General features: G+C 49.9%; 21 protein-coding genes. 4 read left to right on the forward strand and 17 right to left on the reverse strand.

Translation table 11 applies throughout. The features are described 5' to 3' along the window. Window positions 1–48 precede the first annotated feature (48 nt). The 4 genes from B7982_RS04140 to B7982_RS04155 form a co-directional block, all read right to left on the reverse strand. The gene (locus tag B7982_RS04140; RefSeq protein ID WP_088659672.1) at window positions 49–810 is read right to left on the reverse strand and encodes a hypothetical protein; all 762 of its coding nucleotides are present in this window, start codon (window positions 808–810) and stop codon (window positions 49–51) included. A 115-nt stretch (window positions 811–925) separates the two neighbouring features. Then, window positions 926–2,227 (reverse strand): pyridoxal phosphate-dependent aminotransferase, encoded by a 1,302-nt coding sequence (locus B7982_RS04145; protein WP_088629948.1) that lies wholly within the window; start codon window positions 2,225–2,227, stop codon window positions 926–928. A gap of 99 nt (window positions 2,228–2,326) precedes the next feature. Beyond that, window positions 2,327–3,742 carry a sensor domain-containing diguanylate cyclase gene (locus B7982_RS04150; protein WP_088659673.1) on the reverse strand — a complete coding sequence of 472 codons (1,416 nt, stop codon included), beginning with the start codon at window positions 3,740–3,742 and terminating at the stop codon, window positions 2,327–2,329. Then, window positions 3,742–5,154, reverse strand: coding sequence for a GGDEF domain-containing protein (locus tag B7982_RS04155; RefSeq protein ID WP_088659674.1), 1,413 nt, complete (start codon window positions 5,152–5,154; stop codon window positions 3,742–3,744). The genes B7982_RS04150 and B7982_RS04155 overlap by 1 nt, the downstream gene beginning before the upstream one ends. Before the next feature lie 146 nt (window positions 5,155–5,300). Here B7982_RS04155 and B7982_RS04160 point away from each other — a divergent pair, with 146 nt between their 5' ends. Continuing rightward, window positions 5,301–5,717, forward strand: a complete 417-nt coding sequence (locus tag B7982_RS04160; RefSeq protein WP_088659675.1) for a type I restriction enzyme HsdR N-terminal domain-containing protein — start codon at window positions 5,301–5,303, stop codon at window positions 5,715–5,717. 21 nt (window positions 5,718–5,738) lie between these two features. Here B7982_RS04160 and xseA read toward each other — a convergent pair whose 3' ends face one another. Beyond that, entirely contained in the window at window positions 5,739–7,037 is a 1,299-nt protein-coding gene (xseA, locus tag B7982_RS04165) for an exodeoxyribonuclease VII large subunit (protein ID WP_088659676.1), read from the reverse strand. Window positions 7,038–7,199: 162 nt separating this feature from the next. Here xseA and B7982_RS04170 point away from each other — a divergent pair, with 162 nt between their 5' ends. From B7982_RS04170 to B7982_RS04180, 3 genes are all read left to right on the forward strand, one after another. Next, complete coding sequence (locus B7982_RS04170) at window positions 7,200–7,400, forward strand: type II toxin-antitoxin system Phd/YefM family antitoxin (protein ID WP_233138364.1); 201 nt, start codon at window positions 7,200–7,202, stop codon at window positions 7,398–7,400. A gap of 238 nt (window positions 7,401–7,638) precedes the next feature. Beyond that, window positions 7,639–9,033: an SUMF1/EgtB/PvdO family nonheme iron enzyme gene (locus B7982_RS04175; RefSeq protein ID WP_088659677.1), complete on the forward strand. Its 1,395-nt coding sequence runs from the start codon at window positions 7,639–7,641 to the stop codon at window positions 9,031–9,033. A 103-nt stretch (window positions 9,034–9,136) separates the two neighbouring features. Further along, window positions 9,137–10,174 carry an Rpn family recombination-promoting nuclease/putative transposase gene (locus tag B7982_RS04180; protein WP_088659678.1) on the forward strand — a complete coding sequence of 346 codons (1,038 nt, stop codon included), beginning with the start codon at window positions 9,137–9,139 and terminating at the stop codon, window positions 10,172–10,174. Window positions 10,175–10,289: 115 nt separating this feature from the next. On the opposite strand, the gene B7982_RS04185 is transcribed toward B7982_RS04180, so the two are convergent. The 12 genes from B7982_RS04185 to B7982_RS04240 are packed head-to-tail and all read right to left on the reverse strand — an operon-like array spanning window position 10,290 to window position 23,217. Further along, a complete protein-coding gene (locus B7982_RS04185; RefSeq protein WP_088629957.1) occupies window positions 10,290–11,732 on the reverse strand; it encodes an NADH-quinone oxidoreductase subunit N in 1,443 nt (480 codons plus the stop codon). Between the two features lie 11 nt (window positions 11,733–11,743). Beyond that, window positions 11,744–13,258 carry a NuoM family protein gene (locus B7982_RS04190; RefSeq protein WP_088659679.1) on the reverse strand — a complete coding sequence of 505 codons (1,515 nt, stop codon included), beginning with the start codon at window positions 13,256–13,258 and terminating at the stop codon, window positions 11,744–11,746. A 9-nt stretch (window positions 13,259–13,267) separates the two neighbouring features. Next, complete coding sequence (gene nuoL / locus B7982_RS04195) at window positions 13,268–15,223, reverse strand: NADH-quinone oxidoreductase subunit L (protein ID WP_088659680.1); 1,956 nt, start codon at window positions 15,221–15,223, stop codon at window positions 13,268–13,270. After that, a complete protein-coding gene (gene nuoK, locus B7982_RS04200; RefSeq protein WP_014546971.1) occupies window positions 15,216–15,521 on the reverse strand; it encodes an NADH-quinone oxidoreductase subunit NuoK in 306 nt (101 codons plus the stop codon). Before nuoK ends, nuoL begins: the two co-directional genes overlap by 8 nt. After that, window positions 15,518–16,090, reverse strand: a complete 573-nt coding sequence (locus B7982_RS04205; protein ID WP_085492267.1) for an NADH-quinone oxidoreductase subunit J — start codon at window positions 16,088–16,090, stop codon at window positions 15,518–15,520. Before B7982_RS04205 ends, nuoK begins: the two co-directional genes overlap by 4 nt. Further along, window positions 16,090–16,563, reverse strand: coding sequence for an NADH-quinone oxidoreductase subunit I (locus tag B7982_RS04210; RefSeq protein ID WP_088629960.1), 474 nt, complete (start codon window positions 16,561–16,563; stop codon window positions 16,090–16,092). The genes B7982_RS04205 and B7982_RS04210 overlap by 1 nt, the downstream gene beginning before the upstream one ends. 1 nt (window position 16,564) lies before the next feature. Next, on the reverse strand, window positions 16,565–17,686 hold the full coding sequence (locus tag B7982_RS04215; protein ID WP_088659681.1) for a complex I subunit 1 family protein: 1,122 nt from the start codon (window positions 17,684–17,686) through the stop codon (window positions 16,565–16,567). A 3-nt stretch (window positions 17,687–17,689) separates the two neighbouring features. Continuing rightward, window positions 17,690–18,829, reverse strand: coding sequence for an NADH-quinone oxidoreductase subunit D (locus B7982_RS04220; protein ID WP_088659682.1), 1,140 nt, complete (start codon window positions 18,827–18,829; stop codon window positions 17,690–17,692). After that, on the reverse strand, window positions 18,826–20,085 hold the full coding sequence (nuoB, locus tag B7982_RS04225) for an NADH-quinone oxidoreductase subunit NuoB (protein WP_014546975.1): 1,260 nt from the start codon (window positions 20,083–20,085) through the stop codon (window positions 18,826–18,828). Before nuoB ends, B7982_RS04220 begins: the two co-directional genes overlap by 4 nt. Further along, a complete protein-coding gene (locus B7982_RS04230) occupies window positions 20,076–20,456 on the reverse strand; it encodes an NADH-quinone oxidoreductase subunit A (protein WP_014546976.1) in 381 nt (126 codons plus the stop codon). Before B7982_RS04230 ends, nuoB begins: the two co-directional genes overlap by 10 nt. A 26-nt stretch (window positions 20,457–20,482) precedes the next feature. Further along, the gene (locus B7982_RS04235; RefSeq protein WP_072827343.1) at window positions 20,483–21,076 is read right to left on the reverse strand and encodes a hypothetical protein; all 594 of its coding nucleotides are present in this window, start codon (window positions 21,074–21,076) and stop codon (window positions 20,483–20,485) included. Further along, the gene (locus tag B7982_RS04240; RefSeq protein WP_233138365.1) at window positions 21,073–23,217 is read right to left on the reverse strand and encodes a bifunctional (p)ppGpp synthetase/guanosine-3',5'-bis(diphosphate) 3'-pyrophosphohydrolase; all 2,145 of its coding nucleotides are present in this window, start codon (window positions 23,215–23,217) and stop codon (window positions 21,073–21,075) included. Before B7982_RS04240 ends, B7982_RS04235 begins: the two co-directional genes overlap by 4 nt. Window positions 23,218–23,429: the final 212 nt, after the last annotated feature.

Raw genomic sequence — 23,429 nt, forward strand, 5'->3', positions numbered from 1 at the left:
CGATCCCTATACTTCTAGAACATAAAAAATAATTGGATTTATGTCTTACTAGAAATTGTAAAATCCTGTGACGCTGAAGGCTGTGGGCTCGTCTGTGCCGCTTCTCGTGAATCGGTCACCCGAGTTCAGGTTCACGCCGAAGTCGAGGGTGAATTGTTCGCTCAAGTCCAGCTTGAAACCGAGATTGATAGATATCCCGTTCTGGCCACCGGTTTCGCCTTCGCAGTGGTAGGTGTAGGAATAGCCGGAGCAAGAGTAGTGGTCCGATTCCTGGCCCATGATGATTTTTAAATCGCCATAAATCACGAAGTGGTCAAATAAGAACTGGAGTTCGGTACCGAAATAGAGGTACTGGTTTGACCAGGCGTCGCCAAGCATGTAGCCTAAGTATTTAGCCCATGTAATGCTTGTGAAAAGGTTGGAATGCTGCAAGCCGAAATTGATGGAGAGTTGGTCGTCGGCGACATCGCTATTGCCCGGCAGGAGGGCGTCAGCATAAAGGCCGAACCCCTGTGTTATCTGGAAGCGTACGCCCAGCTGCATGTTCATGAGGCCGCTAAAGTCTTGGCTACCTTCTTTGGTATCGGCACTGAAAAATCCGTAAGGCAATATTGCAGAGAGCTCAAGCCAGTTTAATGCAGAATAGCGGACACCTGCGCCAAGGGCAATGCCCGATATCGGGTCCATGGACAAGTATTCGATTTCGGCTGCGACCTGGCCAGAACCTTTCTTGAGTATGGGGACGTTGTCCCAAGCGGCTTGTGATAAAGTTGCAAATAATGCGATTCCGGCAATGAGCTTTTTAAACATGTTTTCCTTCTTTTGTTAGTTCAGGACAAAATATACAAAATAAAAGAAGGCCCCGCAGTGTAGTGCGAGGCCCTTGAACTTTTATAACTACAAGCTAATAGCTATGGACTAATGACTAGCTATGCAGATATTCGATGATTGCATCGTGAATCGTGGTGAACACGCTGCGGAGCTCGTCTTCGTCTTCTTCCAAAAGCGTCACGCGGAAGCCCTTGAGGTCCGTGCAGAAGCTCGTGCTCGGCACAACGCAGATGCCCTTTGCGCCCAGGAGGTAGTACACGAAGCGGTAGTCGAGATTCGTCGTCTTGCTGCACCATTCTTCGACTTTCTTCTTGATAATCGGATTGTCGATCTTCAGCGTCTGGTGGTTATTGAGAGTGCCTTCGCGGAAGATGATGGTGTTGTAGAATGCGCCGTAAGTCGGGTTGAAATAGAGCTCCGGAATGTCGGAGAGGATTTCGTTGATGATAGCGCTCCTGCGGCCAATCTTTTCGTTCAATGCCTTGCGGTGTTCCATAAAACGCTTGTCGCCGAGAACGCGCGGAATCGTCATCTGCGGGAGCGTCGTGGAGCAAACTTCGACCATCTTGGCGTTGTCGATAGCGCGGCAGAAGGCGTCGAACTGTTCGTCCTTGTCACGGTTGTAGTATTCTGCCCAGCCGCAACGAGCACCCGGCCACGGGTATTCCTTGGAAATGCCCTTGAGCGCAATGCCCGGGACATCGCCGATGTATTCAGCGAGCGCGTAGGCGTGAGCTCCGTTGTACGTAATCTTGTTATAGATTTCGTCGCAGATGATGAAGAGGCCGTAGCGCTTGGCGATATCGACAATCTTCTGGAGGATTTCGAGCGGGTAGACCATGCCGGTCGGATTGTCCGGGTTCAAAATCAAAATTCCCGCGATACTCGGGTTGTACTTCACCTTGTTCTCGAGTTCTTCGAGGTCCGGGTACCAGTGGTTTTCCGGCTGCAGACGGTAGGTAATCGGTGCCGTGTGAGCATGGGCGGCTTCGGCAGAGCTATGCGTAGAGTAGGCCGGGGCCGGTCCGATGATACGGGTGTTCATCGAGAGCAGGCCATAGATGGTGGCGATGGCGTCACCGAGGCCGTTGAAGAACAGGATGTCATCGACGTTGATCTGTGCACCGCCGAGCTTGTTGTTTTCCTTCACCAGGAATTCGCGGGTCTCGAGCATGCCCTTGGAGGGGCAGTAGCCGTAGCTGCGGTTTGTGCGGACGAGGTCCACAACAATGTCCTTGATCCAGTCGGGAACCTGGCATTTCTTTTCAATCGGGTCGCCGATGTTTTCCCAATGGATTGGCAAGCCGAGTGCCTTGAGCTGGTTCGCCTTCTTCACGATCTCGCGGATTTCGTAAGAAAGTTCCTTAGCACCTTCGCTCAACAATCTTCTACGCATTTTTGACTCCTAAAATGGATGTATTTTTGAGGGAATAATAGTAAAAAAGAAGATGCCCGCTCAAAGCGGGCATAACAAAGTATTGAAAATGCGAAACTTTTACAGCCGCTTTCTGTTGGCGGGGAACCTGTCGTAGTAACGCTTCTTGTCTTCGTACATGCGGACATCGGCTTCGTGCATGGCTGTGCGAATGTCTCCTCCGTTTGCATCGTAGTAGAACCCGATGGCAAAACTGACCTTGCCCGGAATCATCGATTTCTCGCGGAGCGTTTTAACTTTAGCTTCGAGCTCTTCTTTCGACTTGTCGAGTGCGATAATCAAGAACTCGTCGCCACCTGCGCGGTAGAATTCGCAACCGTCGAACGTGAATTTTAAAAGCTGAGACGCGTCTTTTAAAAGCTTGTCGCCAGCGTCGTGGCCTTTATTATCGTTGACTGGCTTGAGGCCGTTCAAGTCTGCAAAGATGATACCGAGCGACTTGTACTGCACTTCGCCATTCAAGAACTGCGTCACGCGATTGTTCATTGAATTACGGTTCATGACGCCCGTCAAGAGGTCCATGCTGCTGAGTAGTTCTAGCTGGTTCAAAAGCTGGTAGTTCGCAATTTCCGAGGCGACAAAGAATGCCGAAAGCTCAAGTGTTTCACGTATGTAGAGCGTGTTCGACGTGTCGAAATTCGTGGCCCAGAAAAAGCCTAGAGTAAGGCCGTTGTATTCGAGTGGCAAGAGGACAAGGCTATTGACGTTAGCGGCTACAAGCGAATTGTACCATGCTGGGTTTTCCTGATGGATGACTTCGAGGTCGTCCTTGTTCTTGATCATCAGGCAATTGCTTCCGTTCAGTGTCTTTATCCAGGACCTTGCGTAATCGACAAAGTTTTCGGATTTGAGTTCACGAATGGAACGGATCCCGGAATCCGGCTTTAAGGCATCGCTAAATACGGACCACGTGTTGTCATTGAAGTCCGTCAGCATCACGCAGCAATAGCTTGCATCACAGATTTTGCGGATGTCCTCGATGACTTCGTCCATGGTCTTTTGCAAGTTTTTAGTACTGCGCAACTTGATACAAGTCTGCAATACGTTGGATGAAGTCTTAGCCGAAATGTTCGACATCGCGTCGACATTTTCTTCGAACGTAATTTCCTGGGTGTAGCTACAATACGCCTTTTTCGGGTCGTCAATAGCGAGCGGCATCATGTACAGGTTGATGCAGAAGGTGTAGCGCTCGGGGCGGATGTAGGCGTGTACAGGTTTCTTTTTGATGGCACATTCGTAGCAGAAGTTCTCGAAGTTGAGTTCCTTCTTCATGTAGCGTTCGTAGCTACTGCCGGGGACAAACTTTTCCTTAAAGACGACATTGCCATCTTTGTCGACCTTTTCCATGGCGCGGATATACAGGTCATTTGCGGCCTCGATGCGGATGGTGCCGATTCTGTCATCATCGCGCTTTTCGACCGACAAGATGCTTGTCATCGTGTGGAAGTTATCTACAAATTTCTGCAAATCCATCATTAACGGTTCCTGCACTCAGGGTGCCTTTCATAAAAAGCTTTTTTATCGTTGTACATGTTGGCGTCGGCTTCACGCATGGCTTTTCGGATGTCGCCACCATTTTCTTCGTAATAGAATCCGACGGCAAAACTGATTTTGTTCGGGTCGTCCGATTTCTTTCGGAGCGTTTCGACTTTTTGGCTGAGAACTTCCTTGGAGTTCTCCATATCGATAATCAGGAACTCGTCGCCACCGGCACGGTAAATCTCTGAATTTTCGAAAGTCGACTTGAGAATTTCTGCACCGTCTTTTAGCAACTGGTCGCCTGCGCCGTGGCCTTCGCTGTCGTTGACGTATTTGAGACTGTTTAAGTCGGCAAAGACAATTCCATAGCTATTGGGAACTCTTTCGCGACCGGATAATATCTTGAGAATGCGGTTGTTCATTGCGTTGCGGTTCTTGACTCCGGTCAAGAGGTCCGTAGAACTCAGCTTTTCGAGTTTTTGCAGCAGCTGGTAGTTGGCTATTTCCGATGCGATAAAGTACGTCGAAAGTTCGAGCGTTTCCTTGATGTGGTCCGTTTCTTCGAGAGCAAAGTTGGTTGCCCAGATGAATCCGATGATGTCATCGTTGTACTTGAGCGGGAACAGCGCAAGCCTTTCAATGTTTGCTGACCGCAAGGACTTATACCAAGCCGGGTGACGGGCCTTGATATCTTCCTTGTCTTGTTCGTTCTTGATGAGCAAGCAAGTGCTCCCGTTGATGATGTCTAGCCAGGACTTGGCGTAGTCGATAAATTCATCGTTCAAAAAGTCTGCAAGCGTGTGCCTGCCGATTTCGGGGGCGGCATTTTCGCTGAGCAAGGAGCATTTGCGTGTCTTGAAGTCCGTCAACATGATGCAGCAGTAATTGGCCTTGCAAATATTACGGATGTCGGCCATCACCTCGTCCATGGTCTTGAGGAAGTTCTTGGTGCTGCGGAGCTTGATGCAAGTCTTGAGCACATCGGCAGTTGTCTTTGCCGAAAGGCTTTGCAAGGAATCCATGTTCATTTCGGTCGACAGTTCTTGCGTGTAGGTGCAGTAGCACTTGAACGGATCTTCAAAATCGAGGGGCAGGCTGAAGATATTGAACCAGACATCGAACCTTTCTGGGTGAATGTAGGCGTGCATCGGCTTTTTGAGGACTGCGCTGCTATAGATAAAATGTTCGAAGTTCAGGTCCTTGGGGATATACGCAGTGTATTCCTGACCTGGGACGAACCTCTTGCCAAACGGCATGTCGATAAGATTGCTACTATTTTTTTCGAAGGAATCGATATATGCCTTGTTCCCAACTTCGATACGCATCTTGCCGTAGCCGTTCGGCTTTTTTTCGACGGACATGATGCAGGTCATCGAATCGAACTGATTGACATATTCCTGTAAATCCATATTTGCTCCTTCGTAGGCTTTTTGTAAATAAAAAGTCATTATAAAGATAATATGAAACACGCAAGTTGGGTCGATTTGTTTGACTTTTTTTGTAATTTCGCCTTGAAATGGGGTGATTTTCCTCACGTTTTTTTATATTCACGCCAATGACCCACGAAACGCTATTTGACCCGATTCGCAAAAAGGATGTCCCTGCAACGCCCGAAGAGCATGTCCGCCAGGCGACGGTGCGCTATTTGCTCGATGTGGTGAAGGTGCCGGAGCACTTGATTGCGGTGGAATTTCCGCTTTCGTCGATTGATGTAAAGACGGCGGACCGCGTGGATATCATGGTGCATAATTTTCGGGCGGGGGCGCCTCTGAACAAGCCGTGGCTCCTGGTGGAGTGCAAGGCTCCGGGCGAATACACGTGGCCTGTGTTGCAACAGCAACTGAACAAGTATTTGCAAATTTTGACGCCGAATTACGTGATGCTTGCGTTAGGCGATTGTGTGCGCTATTTTGAGCTGGACTCCGTGATGCGCCGTTTCAAGAAAATTGAGTGCCTGCCGGCATTTGAATAGTCTTGAAATGCGCGGCAATTGTTACTTTACCACTGACAAAACATCCCCGTCGGCGAGGCGAGTCTTGATGGTGTCGCCGCTCTTGAGCTGGCTTGCCTTGCGGATAAATTTCCCGTTTTCATCGAGCGTGAGCGAGTAGCCCTTGGCAAGTGTCGTCTTGGGGTCTGCGTTTTTGACTTTTTCGTTGACGAGCTCGAACTGCGATTTCGCGAGGTCAAGAATCTTGCGGGAACCTTGCTTTAAACCTTCTTGGTTGCGGTCAAGTCGTTCGTGCTCAGACTTTATATAAAATGCAGTGTCCTTTTTGATAGAGGCCGCCATCAGCACATGCTTCGATTTCTCGTTCTGGATGAGCCCGAAAACTTTTTGCTGGAGCTGGTTTCCCATCGTGCCGAGTTGCTTGTTGTTGTCGGTGAGTAGGTCGCGGGCGCCATCGGCAATGCTTGCCATCGCTTCAGTCATTCGGTTCCAACTGTCCGTGACGCGTTCCACGAGACGCTTTGCGCAGTCCGTGGGCGTGATGCACGAGAGGTAAGCGACTTCGTCCAAAAGGCAGCGGTCGATTTCGTGACCGATTCCCGTAAAGACGGGGGTGGGGTAGTTCGCGACCGCGCGGCAAAGCGCTTCGCTATCGAAAAAGTTCAAGTCCGTCTTGGCGCCGCCACCGCGCACGATGCAGACAACATCTAAATTGGAGTCGCCTTGGAGCTGTTCCAGGGCTGCGATGATGCTCCCTTCGGTTTCGTTCCCCTGCATCCGCGCATAGACCGTTGTGACTTCGAAGGCGAACGGCGAAGCTTCGAGTCGCGTGGTAAAATCCTTGTAGGCGGCAGTGTTTTCGCCAGTGATAAGCCCCACGCGGAGCGGCACGTCAGCAAGTTCGAGCTGCTTGTTCTTTTCGAGCAAGCCTTCCATCGCAAGGCGCTTCAAGATGGCGCTTTTGGTGAGTGCAAGTTCGCCAATCGTGTAAACCGGGTCGATGTCTAGGATTTGCGCTTGCAACTTTCCGTACGGGATGTACAGTTCTGCGCGCACGAGAAAATTGACTTTCAAGTCGTGCTTGAGCGTAAACGGTTGCGAAAGGCTAGAAATCTTGGCAAGAATCGCATCGTACTTGGCGGTGTAGCAGTAAAGGGCGAGGGTCGCCTTGGGCTTCACGTCGCCATCGGCAAAGTCCGCAATGCTCAGGTAAACGCCCGACGGCTTTTCGGCAATTTGCGAAATGACTCCGTGCACCCACACCGCAGGCGTAGCTTCTACGGTGTTCTTGAGCGAACGCATGTACTGCGTGACCGAATATGTACGAACTTCTTGATCCATTTATTGGGGGCGCCACCTTTTGCTTTGTCATTCCCGCCTCCGAGCTCTTTGATCACTTAGTGCTTTAGCACTTATGTGAGCATGATCCGCGTATGGGGAGGGAATCTCCTTTGACGTTAACTATAATAATAATTAAATTGGTTATAAGAAAAAGGACTCGCCGTGTCGAAAGTTGTTTCTGCAATGGATATGCGTCAGAATTTTGGGACGCTCTTGAACCAGGTCGCTATCAAGGACGAAGAAATCGTCATTGAACGTGCTGGCAAGCCTTTGGCACGCCTCGTGAGCATGAATTCCGCAACAAGCGGCAAGCTCGACTTCCGCGATATCGGCAAACTCCCGAACGACATCTGGAACGAATAGTTAAAAAGCACAATTTTATTTTACACACTAATTCTTTCCGAACGCCGCTTCTCTTGAATTTGATTTTGTAGGTTGCTTTTATAAAATCAATTTGGGAAGTGTTTATATGAATATCTTGAAAACTGTAGTATTGTCTTTATATGTTTTCTTCTGCGTTGCATGCTCGGATGAAAATTCTGGTAAAAAAGTTTACGGATAGATTTTATTATGACTTGCTAGAATAACTGATGGTTTGACTATGGTGAATGTTTTGAAAATAACAATATCGGTTTTATGTATGCTCCTCTGCATGGCTTGTTCGGACAAAGAACCGAGTGCAGAAGAATTGTTGAATAATCCTCAAAGAAATGTTGTCTTAAATCGGGACTCCTTGGGTGCAGAATATTGGCTTGAAGTCGAGAAAAACGAGACCGTTCAAATTTGTTTAGACAGCCGCGTTCGCGAATGGAAAACTTCGTTGACATCAAAGATCGTGAATGATTCCTGCTTTGCGTTTATTGTCCCGACGCTTATTGGTGTCAACTCAATTCATGTGAAGTTTCCTGATTCTGACAGTGCCTATAAAATCAATCTGGCCGTTGGCATGAAGTATTTGGACTTCAAAAATGAAGAAATTTTATACGGAAAAGACCTATATCAAGCGTTTGATAAAGACGAAAAAATTGTGTCTGTTACAGGAACTTATCTAGTTGATGAATACCCGGTTACCAATTGCGAAATCACTCAATTAATGTGGGATGAAATTCCCTTAAATCCAAAGGATCATCAGATTGAAAAAGAATGGTCAGAAAGAAAAAAGTCCAGCATGCGTAACGAAAAATGCGATGCTCATGATTCTGCAGCAAATATGATTTCTTTGTATATGGCCATGAAGTACGCCAATGCCCGCAGCATTCGAGAAGGACTAAAACCGTATTATAAATTTTCTGCGACAAAGTATAGAAATATAAAAATAATTGAACCTGAATCAGGTGAATATGACGATTCAATAATCAATCCGCGATATCAATATGTTGCAATTCACTATCGTGACTATACTAAACAACGCAAAGGACCAAGGCATCAATATGTCATTATGTCTTATGATTTTTCCAATCATAAAGAAAAAGCAATTCTTGTTAGCATAGATTCAACTTCTGATGGTTATCGGCTTCCATATTATGACGAATGGATGATGCTTGCTCGTGGTGGAGAAAAAAAGGCCATGACGCCTTGGTGCAATAATTCCACTAAAATTAAAGACGTTACAAAATATGCAAGATTTGCCAAATATAAGGAACATGTAAAAACAGAACCTGTAGGTCAGTTGCTGCCTAATGGTTATGGTCTATATGATGTTTTGGGCTTGGTGGAAGAACACGTTCTTTTAGAAGATCACAATTGGTTAAGACCTAATTCCTATATAATGATTAATCCAGGTGGACCTGAGAGAGCGGAAATATGCCGTCCAGGAGATTGTCCATATTGTTTAAAAGAAGGCGAAAATTGTCCGTCTTGTTTGAAGGGTGGAGGCCTTTTTCACGATTGGAAAAGGATAAACTATAGTTATCGTTCTGAGGATCGATATACAGGTTATTCCGGCGGTTTCCGCCTAATCCGCAACATCGGCAATAACGCCAAATGGAAACTTTAAAAATTATTTTACGCAAAAATACTGAGCCAAAATCCTCGTTCGTGCGTGTTAATGTAGTAGGGGCGTGTTCAAAACGCTCCGATTCACGTAATCAGAGGATAAAATGGGCGTTCAAAATAAAAGATGTATAGACCCGGTTCTTGAAAAACTTGGACTTGGGCATTTTTTCCATGGAAATAAACCGTTAGTTTGGATTGTTGACGATTCGACTTGTACGTCATTATGCGAAGATGTTGCCCCGTATAATGCCGAAGAAAGCGACCTTTCGCAATATTTTGTCAAGGAAGGTGAATTTGGTCCTTACGCAAGCCTTCTGTATGACAAAACTTTCAAGAAGACGTTTTCACCAGATACGCATCGAGGAAAACGCAATTTGTTGAATCTGCTGAACGATATGCTTGAGGGGCAGATCCCGCAAAAGATTATGGATGTAGCTTCGCAACAGCCGGAACTCAATGATTCCGGTAGCAAGGATTCCAAATCGTCAATCCTAGATTTGCATTGCCGCGATGAGCGGGATAATCTTATCGAAATTGAGGTGCAGATTCAGCGTGAAACGAATTTCTTGAAGCGCTTGGTGTTTTATTCAAGTCAGATGATTGTGCAACAGGGCGAACCCGGTCCCGACTGGGATTACGATGTCAAGCCGGTCTATGTGATTTCTTTTGCTCGTTTTCGGGTATTTGATGACAATCGGCCGCTTCACCGTGCCGGACTTCTTGATTATGAAACCTCCGAACGGCTAGTTGATTGTGCAAATTTCACGATTGTGGAACTTCCGAAGGTCGCTAGGATGATTCGCAAGAGTGATTCGGAGGTTGCCAAGTGGATGTTTATTTTTCGCTATTTGCACCGCCTTAAGGAACTTCCCCCAGCTCTAAAAACGGAAAAGTTCGAGGGCTTGCTTCCGTATGCTAAACTAGCTAGATTTAATAAAAAGGAACTAAAAAGGTACAGGTATATTATGCACTTGAAATGGGACAGATACGCTCAACAGTTGGCTTTTGCGGAAGATAACCCTGATTTCGTGAATAAAATCAGGCAAGAAACGCTTGATGCCGTGAGAAAAATTATGCAAAAGAAAAAGCTTTCTCCTGATGTTATAAAGGAATGCCTTGATTATTCGTCATCAAATGGATAGAAACGGCAGGCTTTAAGTCTGCCGAAAGAAGGTCAACGAAAAACGCCTCCGACTAAGTCGGGGGCGAAATTTTATTGTCATTCTCCGTTAGGAGAATCAAGGCGTTTCCCCTTGTTTAATTCATAAATCCGGCAAAGATGTTGTTGCTCAGGAACGGTACAAAGCCGAGGAGGATTACCGCGATGCTCAGCAAAATGATGACTTCGCGCTGGCGCTTGGTGAGGCGGAGCGGATTCAGATGTCCGTCAGGTTCATCGACCCAGGCAGCCTTGATGAGCTGCAAGTAGTAGAAGAGCGCAATGACGTTGTTCAAAACGGCGAATGCCACGAGTGCGTAATGTCCAGTCGAAGCGCCGCTGAAGAACAGGTGGAACTTGCCAAAGAAACCGGCGAGAGGCGGGATGCCTGCCAAGCTGAACATCGAAATCGCAAGGGCGATGGCGAGGCTCGGGTTTTGCTTTGAAAGTCCGCGGAGCGACTGGAATGTTTCTTCGCGGTGATGCCCGATGATGCCGAATACGAAGAATGCAAGGTAGTTGGAAACCGCATAGACAAAGAGGTAATAGATGATTGCTGTCTTTGCTGTTGTTGCAGGGCCTAGCAAGGCGATCATGATGTAGCCTGCCTGAGCGATAGAGCTGTAAGCCATGAAGCGGCGGAGGCGGCTCTGCTTTAATGCACCGAGGTTACCGACAAAGAGCGTGACGCCTGCGAGGAGCGCAATGAGCGGAGCCATCTTGTCTTGAATCGGGGAGAGCGGGCCATAGACGAGCACGACGAGGAATGCAATGGCGGTTGCTTTCGAGGTCACGGAAAGCACTGCGGTTACCGGCGTCGGAGCGCCTTCGTAAACGTCCGGAGCCCAGGTGTAGAACGGAAACAGCGTGAGCTTGAATCCGATTCCGCAGAAGAGGAACAGCACGGCAATCCACAAGAGCGGGCTAGAACCGCTTGCAACAGCGGCCTGGATTTCGTTGAAGTGGAGGCTTCCGGAGAAACCGTAGAGGTAGCTGAATCCAAACAGTTCAAATGCTGTGGCGACAGATCCCATCAAGATGTACTTGGTAGCAGCTTCGGAACCGTACTGGTCGCGTTTGTTCCAGGCGGCGAGTGCGTACATTGGGATGGTCGCGATTTCGAGGCCGAGGAAGAACGTGAGCAAGTCGCATGCGCTCACGACCGTGAATCCTCCGAACGTCGCAAATGCGATGGCGCCGATGAATTCGGCAATCTGGTGCATAGGCGGCTTCTTGTCGGCGCCGTGTTCAAAGTAGTCCTTGGAAAGCCACATGCCAAGCAGAGCGCTCACCATGAGCACTTCGCGCATAAGCACGCCAAAGTCGTCCACTTTCCAGTTGCAGATAAAGAACTTGCCGTTGCCGCTCGCGAGCGGGATGAAGTTCAGCAAGAAGAAAATGGCGATAAAGCCGATGTTTGCCATACGCCAAGGGACTTTGGATTGTGTAGTCACGAAAAGGCGTATCCCAATCACGACGAACGGGAAAATCAGCAGCAAAACGTCAGGTAGAATGAAGTTTGGAATTGCAAAATTTGTCATAATTAAACCTACTATAAACCTGCCGATGAAATCTTTTCAAAGATTGGTGCAATGCTCTGGTCCAGAAGTTCCGAAATCCAGCCGGGGCAAACACCAATGAACAACAAGCAGGCAACGAGAACGACAATGACCAACTTTTCGCGGAAGCTTCCATCTGTGAGGCCTTCGTATTTCTGCGGGAGCGGACCGTGAAGCATACGGTTTGCCGTTTGCAAAATGTAGACGGCGGTCGTTGTGATGGAGAGAATGGCGAGTATCGTCACGATGCGCGTGAGCGTGGAATCTTGCTGGAACGCTCCAATGAAGATGGTGCTTTCGGCAATGAATCCGCTAAAGCCCGGGAGGCCTAGCCCTGCAAAACCGGCAAGCACAAAGCCTACGCCGAGGAAGGGCATCTTGCGCATGATACCGCCCATTTCCGTGATATCGCGGGTGTGGGTGCGTTCGTAAATCATGCCGATGGTCGCGAAGAAGAGGCCTGTCAAGAATCCATGAGAAATCATCTGGAGGCTAGCACCGCGAAGTCCAATCGGCGTGAGGGCTGCAAGGCCTAAGAAGATGAGACCCAAGTGGCTGATGGAGCTGTAAGCGGTGATATACTTGAGGTCCTTGTGGCGGATGGCGATGAACGGGCCGAGAACCACGTTAAAGATGAGGAGTGCTACAACGTACGGGAGCCAAATCTTGGCGGCTTCGGGCATGAGGAACATGGCCACGCGGAGGCATCCGTAAGCACCCATTTTCATCATCACGCCGGCGGCGAGCATCGAAACGGCTGTCGGTGCGGCGGAGTGGCCGTCCGGACTCCAGAAGTGGAACGGGAAGAGCGAACTCGAAACGGCGAATCCCATGAACATGAGCGGGAATGCCCACATCTGGAAATCCATCGGGAGAGTCGTCTTTGCAATTTCAATGAGGTTCCAGCTTGTAGCGCCACTTTCGAAGTAAAGTCCGAAGAGCGTTGCAAGAATCATCGAAGAGCCAAATGCGAGCGTCAATGTGAGCTTTTTACCACCGTAGTCGCGCTTGCCACTGCCGTAGCAGGCAATCATCAAGTACATGCAGAGTGCTTCCATTTCGTAGAACACAAAGAAAAGCACCAGGTCAAAGCTCATGTACACGCCGTAAACGCTTGTTGCCAAGAGCTGGATAAGTGCAAAGAAAATCTTCTGATTCCCTTTGATCTTGAGGCTTACGAGCACGCCTGCCCAGACGATAAACGCCGTGAGCGCAAGCAACAGCATGTTGAGACCGTCCGCGCCGACAATGTAGTGGGCATTGAACATCGAGAGCCACGGGATGTCCGTGAAGAATCGGAGCGCAAGCGGTGCGGCTGCCGGATCCGTCGGAGTTCCCGAGAGAGCGTAGATAGCGTAAGTCAAGTAGCAGACAATTGCAAGGACAATCGTTGCCGACGTGACGTGGATGGTTCGGAGCGTCTTTTCGTACGTGGCGGGAATCAGTACGCAGGCGAGAACCGTTAAGAGGGGGAGGACCCAAATGGAGTTAAAAAGTATTGTATTCATGGGTGCGCCTTACAGGGGAAGCTGGCCGAAGAATCGCCAAAGGAGAACGCCAACAATCAAAGTACCCAAGTAGAACGGCAAGTAGCCGGCTTGGGCAAAACGGACCAAGTCACCGAGCTTGTGGACAAACCAGACCGTAAAGGCGAGGAGTCCTTCAATCACGTAATCGTTGAATGCGCGGGCGACACATGCGATACCGCCAAAGATAAACTGGCGGACGACGGCGTAGTACATTTCATCGAAGTAGAACTTGTGGTAAATGACTTTGTAGATGCCGCTGCGGTTGGTTTCGTCGAGGGCGCGTTTCACTTTTGCCCACGGGCTTGCGTAAAGCGCCCAGGCAATTACGAGAGCGACAAGGGCAATGCCAACGGCGACAAACGGGAGCCAATCAGCATGGTCGAGCTTGACGAGCTGCGGAACGTTCATCTGGCCCGGAACAAAGAACTCTTCGAAAATTCTCTTGCCGAGGACACCGCTTAAGAATGCCGGAATGGCAAGAATTGCAATCGGGAGTGTCATCGCGAAATCTTCGTGCACATGGCCAGCCTTGACGCCTTCGTGACGCGGTTCGCCATGGAACGCCAGGAAGAACAGACGGAACATATAGAACGTCGTGAGGCCGCTCGTGAGGAGTGCAAGCCCAAAGACAACGTAATGGTGCCCTTGGAATGCGGCGAGAATGATTTCGTCCTTGGAGAAGAATCCGGAGAACGGCGGAATGCCCGAAATCGCGAGAATCGAAATAAGCGTGCAAACGTAAGTGAGCTTCATCTTCTTGCCGAGACCGCCCATGGCATCGAGATCGTTTGTACCGACCTGATGAATAAGGCTACCGGCGATGAGGAACAAGCTGCACTTGAAGAAGGCGTGCGTAAAGATGTGGAATGTCGAAGCGGTCCAACCAGTAACGGCGACGACTTGACCTATTTTGCAAGCGCCAAGTGCAAACATCATGTAACCGAGCTGCGAAAGCGTGGAGTAGGCGAGGATGCGCTTGATGTCTTTTTGCGTGCAAGCGATGACGGCTGCAAAGACCATCGTGAAGGCGCCAACCCACATGATGAGCGTGAGGGCGTTATCGCAAATGGCAAAGAACGGGAAGAGTCGAGCGACAAGGTAAACGCCTGCGACGACCATCGTTGCACTGTGAATGATAGAGCTGACGGGTGTCGGACCTTCCATGGCGTTCGGGAGCCAGATATGCATCGGGAACATGGCGGACTTGCCCCAGCCACCGGTGAAAATCAAGATGGAGCCGAGAACGAGCGCTTCGGACTTTGGAATTGTCACAAGGCCGAGGTTGATGAACTGCTTCTGGAAATCAATGAGGTTGAGCGAATTGAGCGTCGAAAAGTCAAAGCTTCCGACGACGTAGCTCACAAGCACAATGCCGAGCAAGAAGAAGCTATCGGCAAAGCGGGTGAGGATGAACGCCTGCTTGGAGGCGCTCACAGCGCTTGGCTTGTGGTACCAGAAGCCGATGAGCAAGTAACTTGAAACGCCGACGAGTTCCCAGAAGATGAACATCTGGAAAAGGTTTGTCGCAATGACGAGCCCGAGCATGCTAAAGCTGAACAGCGAGAGCAGTGCAAAGAAACGTCCGGCGGCACGGTCTTCGCGCATGTAGCCGATGCTGTAGATGTTCACCATGAAGCTGATGAACGTGACGACCACGAGCATCATCACGGAGAGCGGATCTACGAGCATACCGATTCTTGCGACCAAATCCCCGATGAACGGGATAAACGTATGGTCGAACAGAATTGCCTTTTGCGGTGCAAAGTCCGAGCTGAAGTAGTGGAATGCGAGTGTGCCTGCGGCGGCAAATGCAAGACCGTTGCAGACGACTGCGAAAATCGCAGCAGCCTTAGCGCACTTGTTTCCGAGGAAAAGCCCGTTCACGACAAACGTGAGGAGCGGGAGCAAAAGAATCAAATAACCGAGAGTGATATCATCAATCATGGAGATCCCTCAACTGGTCAACGTCAAGACTCTTGTGGCGGCGATACATGGTCACGATAATCGCAAGGGCGATGGCCATTTCGCAAGCCGTCACGGCAATGACAAAGATACTGAACAGAGCGCCTGCGGTCGCATCGTGTGCGGTGAAGTAGGCAAAACTGATAAAGTTGATGTTTGCTGCATTCAGCATGAGCTCAATGGAAATAAGCATGCCGATGAGATGGCGGCGGCGCATCAGGCCCCAGACGCCAATCCCGAACAGCAAAAATGCGAGAATCAAGCAATTCAGAAGGTTCATTTGCTAGCCTCCTCTTCGGCATCTTCCTTGGTGCGGCGGGCGACCGTGATAGCGCAAATGAGCGTCATCAAGAGGAGCACGCTCACGATTTCAAACGGGATGATGAATCCGTTCGGATCGTTACCGAGCAAGCGCAAGGCGAAGTTCTGGAGTGAAGAATAGTCGGCGGGGGAGTTCACGATGCCGCTTGCCAAGTCCGGAGTCGGCAGCACGCATTTGACCATCACGAATACAAACGCGATGGAAAGCGCAAATGCGGTGAACACTCGCGGAATCTTTGTGGTAAACGCGTCTTCTCCCAAATGGCTTGTGAGGAGAATCGTAAACACCACGAAAATCACGACACCGCCCACGTAAACCATCACCTGGGCAAGTGCAATGAATTCGGCATGCATAAGCATGTAGAGAATGGCGGTCGTGACAAAGCTAAAGATGAGGAACACAGCGCTTTGCAGGATGTTTTTCACGGCAACGCAACAAACCGCCGTCATTAAAATCACGAATGCGACGACATAGAACGCAATGTCCATGCCTCCCATTGGGAATGATAAAGGCAAATCCGGGAACATTAACCTTGTCCCTCCTTCTTATTTAAAATCATTTCAAGATCGTTCGGGTCGGTTGTCGCAACTTCGAAAGCGGGACTCATGCGGATGGCTCCAAACGGGCAGGCTTCTACGCAGAGGCCACATTGGGTGCAACTGGCGAAGTGGTACACGTAACGTCCGAGAACCTTCTTGCCTGCAATGTTCTTTGTGGCAAGCACGTTGATGGAGGCGTTCGGGCAGGCGCGTTCGCACATGCCGCAAGCGGTGCAGCGGTTGTTGCCGTCTGCATCTTCGATCATCTCGAGGCGGCCGCGGTAGCGGTCGTGCATTTTAAGCGTCTTGCGGTTTTCGGGGTACTGTTCCGTAACGATGCGCTTAGGATTGAAAAAATACTTGAGCGTCACGGACAATCCGCAAATAAGGCTCCACGGACCCGTAATGCAACGCTTCAGGTAGCGTTTAATGTATTGAAGAGTTGAAATATTTTCGTTCATACTAACCACCAATTGCGATAAAGGCTGCGCCAGCGACGAGCAAAACCAGATTTACCGGCAAAAGGAATTTCCATTCAAAGTCCATGAGCTGGTCCACGCGCGGGCGCACAAACGTCCAGCGGACCATCATGTAGCACCAAACCATAAAGTAAATCTTCGCGAAGAACCACACGACGCCAGGCACCATCTTCAAAACGTTGTCGATAGCGTCAATGCCGATGCACGGCGGGAAGAATCCACCGAGGAAGCATGTGGTTGCGAGTGCGGAGTTCGTGATGAGCGCGATGTATTCGGCGAGGTAGAACATGGCAAACGGGGTGCCATTGTATTCCGTGTGGTAGCCACCTGTGAGTTCCTGTTCTGCTTCGGCAATGTCGAACGGAGCGCGGTTCATTTCGGCGGTACTGGAAATAAAGAACAAGATGAAGGCAATGAAACCGAGGACTGGAATCTTGAAAATCCACCAGTCAAAAATCGTTCCTTCCTGGCCCATCGTAATGCTCATGAGGTTCGTAGAACCAGAAATCATGACGACGAACAGGAGAATCATCGCAAACGAGATTTCGTAGCTGATCATCTGGGCGCCACTGCGGAGTGCACCGAGCAAGGAATACTTGTTGTTACTGCTCCAGCCGCCAAGCAAGATGCCGAGCACGCCAAAGCCGTTTACCGCGATGATGAGCGGGATGCCCATCGAGACATCGGCGACCACGAGATTCTTGTCGAACGGAATCAAGGCGCAGACGATAAACGGTGCAATCAAGACGATTAGCGGAGCCAAGTAGAACATGAGCTTGTCAGCGCCACTCGGAGCGTACACTTCCTTGAAGAGCATTTTGATCACGTCCGCGATGGTCTGGATCGTTCCGTGCCAGCCAAGACGCATCGGTCCCAAGCGGCACTGCACGTGAGCGCAAACCTTACGTTCCATGTAAATGAGGATCGGAGCAGAGCCGATGTTCACCACGCAGACGGCGATAATGCAAATCACAGCGTTGATGAGGAAGGCGACGACGCTGTTGAGGTCCTCGGACTGGATGTTTGCGGGCAGGTATTCTGCCAAGCGCGGAACCCATTCACGGACAAAGTCGCCAATAGGATGTGTTACTGAAGGTACAAACATAAACTACCTGTCAATTTCCGGAATCACGGGGTCAAGGGTTGCCATGATGGTCACGAGGTCCGAAATCTTGTGACCTTGAGCCATCTTGTTGATTGCTGCAATATGCGGGAAGCTTGGGCCGCGTGTGTGGATGCGGTACGGCTTTTCGCCGGTCGTTGCGGCGACAACGTATGTGGCGTAAAGACCCTTGGCTGTTTCAATTTCGCTGTAGTAGCGGCCCACGGGGAGTCGCACTGGCTTTTCCTTGGAACGCCACGGACCTTCGGTCGGGAACTTTTCGACGCACTGGCGCAGAATCTTGAGCGATTGATGAATTTCAGCAATGCGGATCTGGTAGCGGTCGTAGCAGTCGCCGTTATGGAATACGGGCACGTCAAAGTCGAGCTGGTCGTAAATGCTATACGGGTTTGCACGGCGCACGTCAAAGTTCACGCCGCTAGCGCGGAGCACAGGACCCGAGCAACCGTAAGCGATCGCGTCTTCTTTGCTCAAAACGCCAATGCCGATGCTACGTTCCAACACGATGATGTTTTTCGAAAGGAATCTTTCGTAGTCCTTCATCGTATCTTCCATATGGTCGAGGAATGCTTTTACGCGCGGGATAAACGTATCCGGCACGTCATAGCGGCTTCCGCCCGGTCTAAAGAAGTTCGTCGTAAGGCGAGAACCTGTTACTTCTTCAAGCATGTCGTGAATCATTTCACGTTCCTTGAAACCGAACAAGAGGCAAGTCTGTCCGCCAAGGTCACCGCCAAAGCAACCGTAGAACACCAAGTGCGAGGCAATGCGGCCCAGTTCCTGGAGCATCACGCGGATGTATTCGCCACGGAGCGGAACGCCCACGTTCATGCCCTTTTCAAGAGCGATGACAACGCCCAAGTTGTTCTGGATGGCGGTCAAATAGTCCTGACGGTCCGACATCGCGATGTACTGCAAGTAGCTCATCGATTCCGCTTGCTTTTCCATACCGCGGTGGATATAGCCAAAGTGCGGGACAACTTCTACAATGGTCTCACCGTCCATGCGGAGTGTGAGTCGCAAAGCACCATGTGTACTCGGGTGCTGCGGACCCATGTTGATAAAAAATTCTTCAGTATTCGATTTGCGTTCGAGGCGAAATCCCGGAGGTAACTGATGACTCATATAGGCCTCCTAATCATTTCCGGGTGAGTAAAGTCTTTACGGAGCGGGTAACCCACGAAGTCCTTGTCCAAGAAGATGCGGCGAAGGTCGGGGTGGTTTTCAAACTTGATGCCGAACATGTCGTAAACTTCGCGTTCCTTGATTTCTGCACCGGGGTAGAGGTGCGAGATTGTTGGGACGCTAGCGAGGAGCGATGTTGGGCGTTTTTCTTCGTCAATCGAGAAGTCTTTCTTGAGCTGCACGCAAAGGAAAATCTTGTGGCCAATTTCAAGGCTTCTGAGCATTGTCACCATGTCGAAGTGGTCGTCGTAGTCAATCGCGGTCACGTCAATTAGGTAATCCATCTTGAATTCAGGATCGTTCTTGACAAATTCAACGACGTTCAGGTAGTCTTCCTTTTCGAGCATGACTTCGAGCGGGCAATCCGCAGGCATCTTCGCGACAACATCTTCAGGAGTGTCTTCACCGCGCGTATGCACGGTCACGTTCGGGAACTTGGCGCGGAGCTTTGTGAAAAGCTCGAGCTGCGTCATGCCAAAGCGCTTGGCGGGTACGCGTTCCACTTCCGGGAAATCCGGCTTCTTGACGCGAATCGGCTTGAATGCACTCTTGTAGTCCGGATTTTCTTCCTTGAACTTCGCGCGTGCTTCGGCCATCTGTTCGTCTTTCATTTCTTCGAGAGCGGCCCAGGTTTTTGCGGCTTCGCGATAGCGGTCCATCGTCGAAACGTCTTTCGGTTCACCTTCGTGCCAGGGGTTACGGCAAGTTTCCTTGAGAATCTTTTCGCGGAGCGTCAAAAGTCCGTGGAACAGTGCTTCGGGGCGCGGCGGGCAGCCGGGAACGAACACATCGACCGGAATCAAGTTCTGTGCGCCACGAACAACAGAATAGTTGTCGTAGATGAACGGGCCACCGCTAATCGTGCAGGCGCCCATGGCGATGACGTATTTCGGACCGGGAATTTGTTCCCAAAGCATCTGGATGGCGGGTGCCATGCGGCGGGTAATTGTACCTGCCAAAATAAACAAGTCCGCCTGCCTGGGGGACGAGCGGAACACTTCAGAGCCAAAACGGGCAATGTCATAACGGGCCATAGAACTCGACATCATTTCGATGGCGCAGCAGCTAGTACCGTATGTCAGAGGCCAAATGGAGTTTGCACGGGCCCAGTTCACAACATAGTCGATGGCGTTTACAACGTACTTTCCACCGGGAATCGGGTCCAAAATCTTTGGAGCTAAATTGATTATTCCCATTTGAGAATTCCTTTTTTCCAGGCGTAAGCAAGGCCCGAAACGAGAATCGCAATGAAGATGATAAGGTCGATAACGACGACTGATGGCGGGAGCGCCGTGTGGCCAGCCATGATTTCCTTGAAGTTCATCATGACGGGGAAGAGAAACAGCGCTTCGATATCAAACACGAGGAAGAGCAAGGCGAACAAGTAGTAGCCCACCTTGAACTGAATTCTTGCGTTGCCGATGGTTTCCATACCGCATTCGTACGGAGCCATCTTGTTCTTTGTATTCTTGGTGCGGTAGCCTAGCAATAGGCCTGTGACGGTTGCCGCCGCCGCGATAAACGCGCCCAGAAAAAGGAATATTGAAAGTATGATGTATTCAGACATAGTCGTTAGTTTTTAGTCAATGGTCATTAGTAGAAATTCTGCAAGTCCTGAACGGTTCCGAATAGCGTATTGCCAATCTGGAAACGGTCCAGAACGTGTTTCAACAAGTCCTTAAATTCATCAATGGTGCCTGCGTTCATGGTATTCAACTTGCCTTGAATATCACTCACAAAGCCGTAAACGACAGGGCTTGATTTCATGCCCTGCATTTCCCCACTCCATTGCTGCAACACTTTATCCGTATCAATCCTTGCGATAACGTATCGCGTCGTCGAAAGCAGCTCCTGCAAAAAGTGCACGAGGAAGATTTCTTCTTGCAAAATACCCCAGCGCTTGTCCTTGGAGTAAAGCGAAGAATTTTCGGCTTTGCCGTAAAAGATGGCTGCCTGCGCATATTCGAGGCATGTCATCAAGAGACGTTCGTAACGCTTGATGTCCTTGCTCAAATGCTGGTACCAGGCATTGTTCTCTTCGGGTGTAGAGTCCTTGGCTTCGGCGATTTCGTTCGGGAACAGCGCACGGAACGCGTAATACACTTCTTCGTAATAGCGGTTCCTCATGCGGCAGTTGAACGCACGGTTTTTTTGTGTGTAGTCGCAATGGTGTAGGGAAGATATCATGCTTTTTCAACCCCTCTGACGCCCTCGACTTGTCTTATCTTGGTCACAATGGCATCGACCTGGTCCTTGCGGAACGCCTTGAATTCCATACGGATGCGTCCCGTGTACTGGGCACTGGCGATACTCATTCTATCCAGCGACAAGTTCTCGTCTTTCAGAACCATCAGGATGCTTAACGGCAAGTTCCTGCGGTTGTCTGTTTCAATTGTGAGGTGCGTGGTAAATGGCTTCGAAACGTCGGCGCTCCAGTCGACAGGGAGGCGCTGGTCGGTCGGCAAGTCCTTGAGGCAAGGGCAGTCGCTCTTGTGAACTTCGATACCGATTTGCGGGCGCATCACGCCGACAATCTTATCGCCCGGGACAGGGCCGCAGCAGCTTGCGAAATGGATGAGGAGACTGGTTTCGTGACCAATCATCAACGGCATTTCGTCGGTGAGCGTGTTGTCCATGTCCTTGCCGAATTTCGGGTAGAAGCGGATGGCGGCAGCTTCCTTGGATATATCGTTTCCGCCGTTCAAGAAGCGGTGGATGTCCTGGAGCGGCAGTTCGCCCTGACCGATCTTTTCAAAAAATTCGTTGAGGCTTGTCATGCCGAAGTTCTTGAGGATGTCCTCTTCCTTCGGGCGTTTGTCCTTTTCAATTTTCAGGAGGCGCAGTTCGCGAGTCCAGATTTCTTTACCGAGGCTGCGGGACTGGATGATGATGCTTGTCTTCATCCACTTGCGGAGTTCCTGCTTTGCCTTGATGGTCTTGACCATTTCAAGCCATTCCGGGCTCGGTTCCTGGTTCGGGCTCTTTAAAATCTGGATGGTGGCACCGTGCGGTACCGGTTCATCGAGACTCACAACCTTGTCGTTAATGCGTGCGCCGATGCAGTGCAGGCCAAGCTCCGTGTGTACTGCAAATGCAAAGTCCAAAACGATGGCGCCTTCGGGGAGTTCAACGGATGCTCCCTTCGGGGTGAACACCGTCATGCCTTCGGGCTTCAAGTCCACCTTCAAGAAGTCGAGGTATTCCTTGGAGTCCGAGATTTCGGATTGCAGCTTGACCATGTGGTCGAGCCAGGCGAGTTCTTCGCCTTCGTGCTGCGTTTCCATCTTGTAGGCCCAGTGGGCGGCAAATCCCTTTTCGGCAGTGAGGTCCATGTCCTTTGTGCGGATCTGGACTTCGACCATCTTGTTTTCGGGACCGATGACGGTTGTATGGATACTTTGGTAAAGGTTTGGCTTCGGGGTCGCGATGTAGTCCTTGAAGCGGCTTTGAAGCGGTGTCCAGAGGTTGTGCACGTAACCCAGAGCGAGGTAGCATTCCGGAATCGTTTCGACGATAATGCGGATGGCGAAAATGTCGAAGATGTCTTCGAATCCGCAACCGCGGGCAATCATCTTGTTATAGATGCTGTATATGTTCTTGGTGCGCCCCTGGATGGTGCAGTCGAAGTCTTCGAGGGCCATCTTGATCTGGAGCGGGCCAATCACGGATTGCACGTAGTTTTCGCGCTTTTCCTTATTTTCGATAAGGGCGTCGACGAGCTTTTGGTATTCGTCCGGGTTTACGTACTTGAAGCTCAAGTCTTCGAGTTCGGTTTTCAGTTTGTATAGACCGAATCTATGGGTGAGCGGTACGTAAATGTCAAGAGTTTCCTGGGCGATAATCTTACGCTTTTCGGGCTTCATGTATCGCATGGTGCGCATGTTATGGATGCGGTCTGCGATTTTAATCATGATGACGCGCGGGTCTTTGGCCATGGCCGTAATGAGCTTACGGTAGGTACTTGCCTTTTGCGCCGTCTTGCTTGCTTCCTGGACGGCGGTAATCTTTGTCACCGCATCGACCATGAACGCCGTGTCTTCGCCAAAAAGTTCAGAGATTTCACTGAGGGTATGCGGGGTGTCTTCCACCACGTCGTGCAATAAGCCTGCGAGTACCGTTGCCTGGTCTTGCTTGAGGTCTGCAAGAATCTTGGCCACTTCGTAAGGGTGTTCTGTGTAGGGCATGCCGCTCTTGCGGTATTGACCATCGTGGGCATCGGCAATAAAGGCTATAGCTTTTCTGAGAATCCCTTCGTCAAGTTTGGGATTCTTCTTAAGGAGCACACTTACAATGTGCTCTTGGTTCGTTGTAAATTTAGCCTGATCCATCATTCTCAATTTATCTAATAATTTGATACTTATGCGGCTTTTTTTCGAAAATATGCCAAAAATAAGACGAAAAAAGCATCGACTTGACTAGAAAAAAGGAAAAATTGAAAATTTCCAGTTTGCGGGTAGATGCATCTGAATGAATGCGTTGTAACTGTTACAACAAAAAAGTTATTACATCTCGCCCAAAATTTTTAGAATAGATTAATTTA

Source organism: Fibrobacter sp. UWB2, assembly GCF_002210425.1.
GTDB lineage: Bacteria > Fibrobacterota > Fibrobacteria > Fibrobacterales > Fibrobacteraceae > Fibrobacter > Fibrobacter elongatus.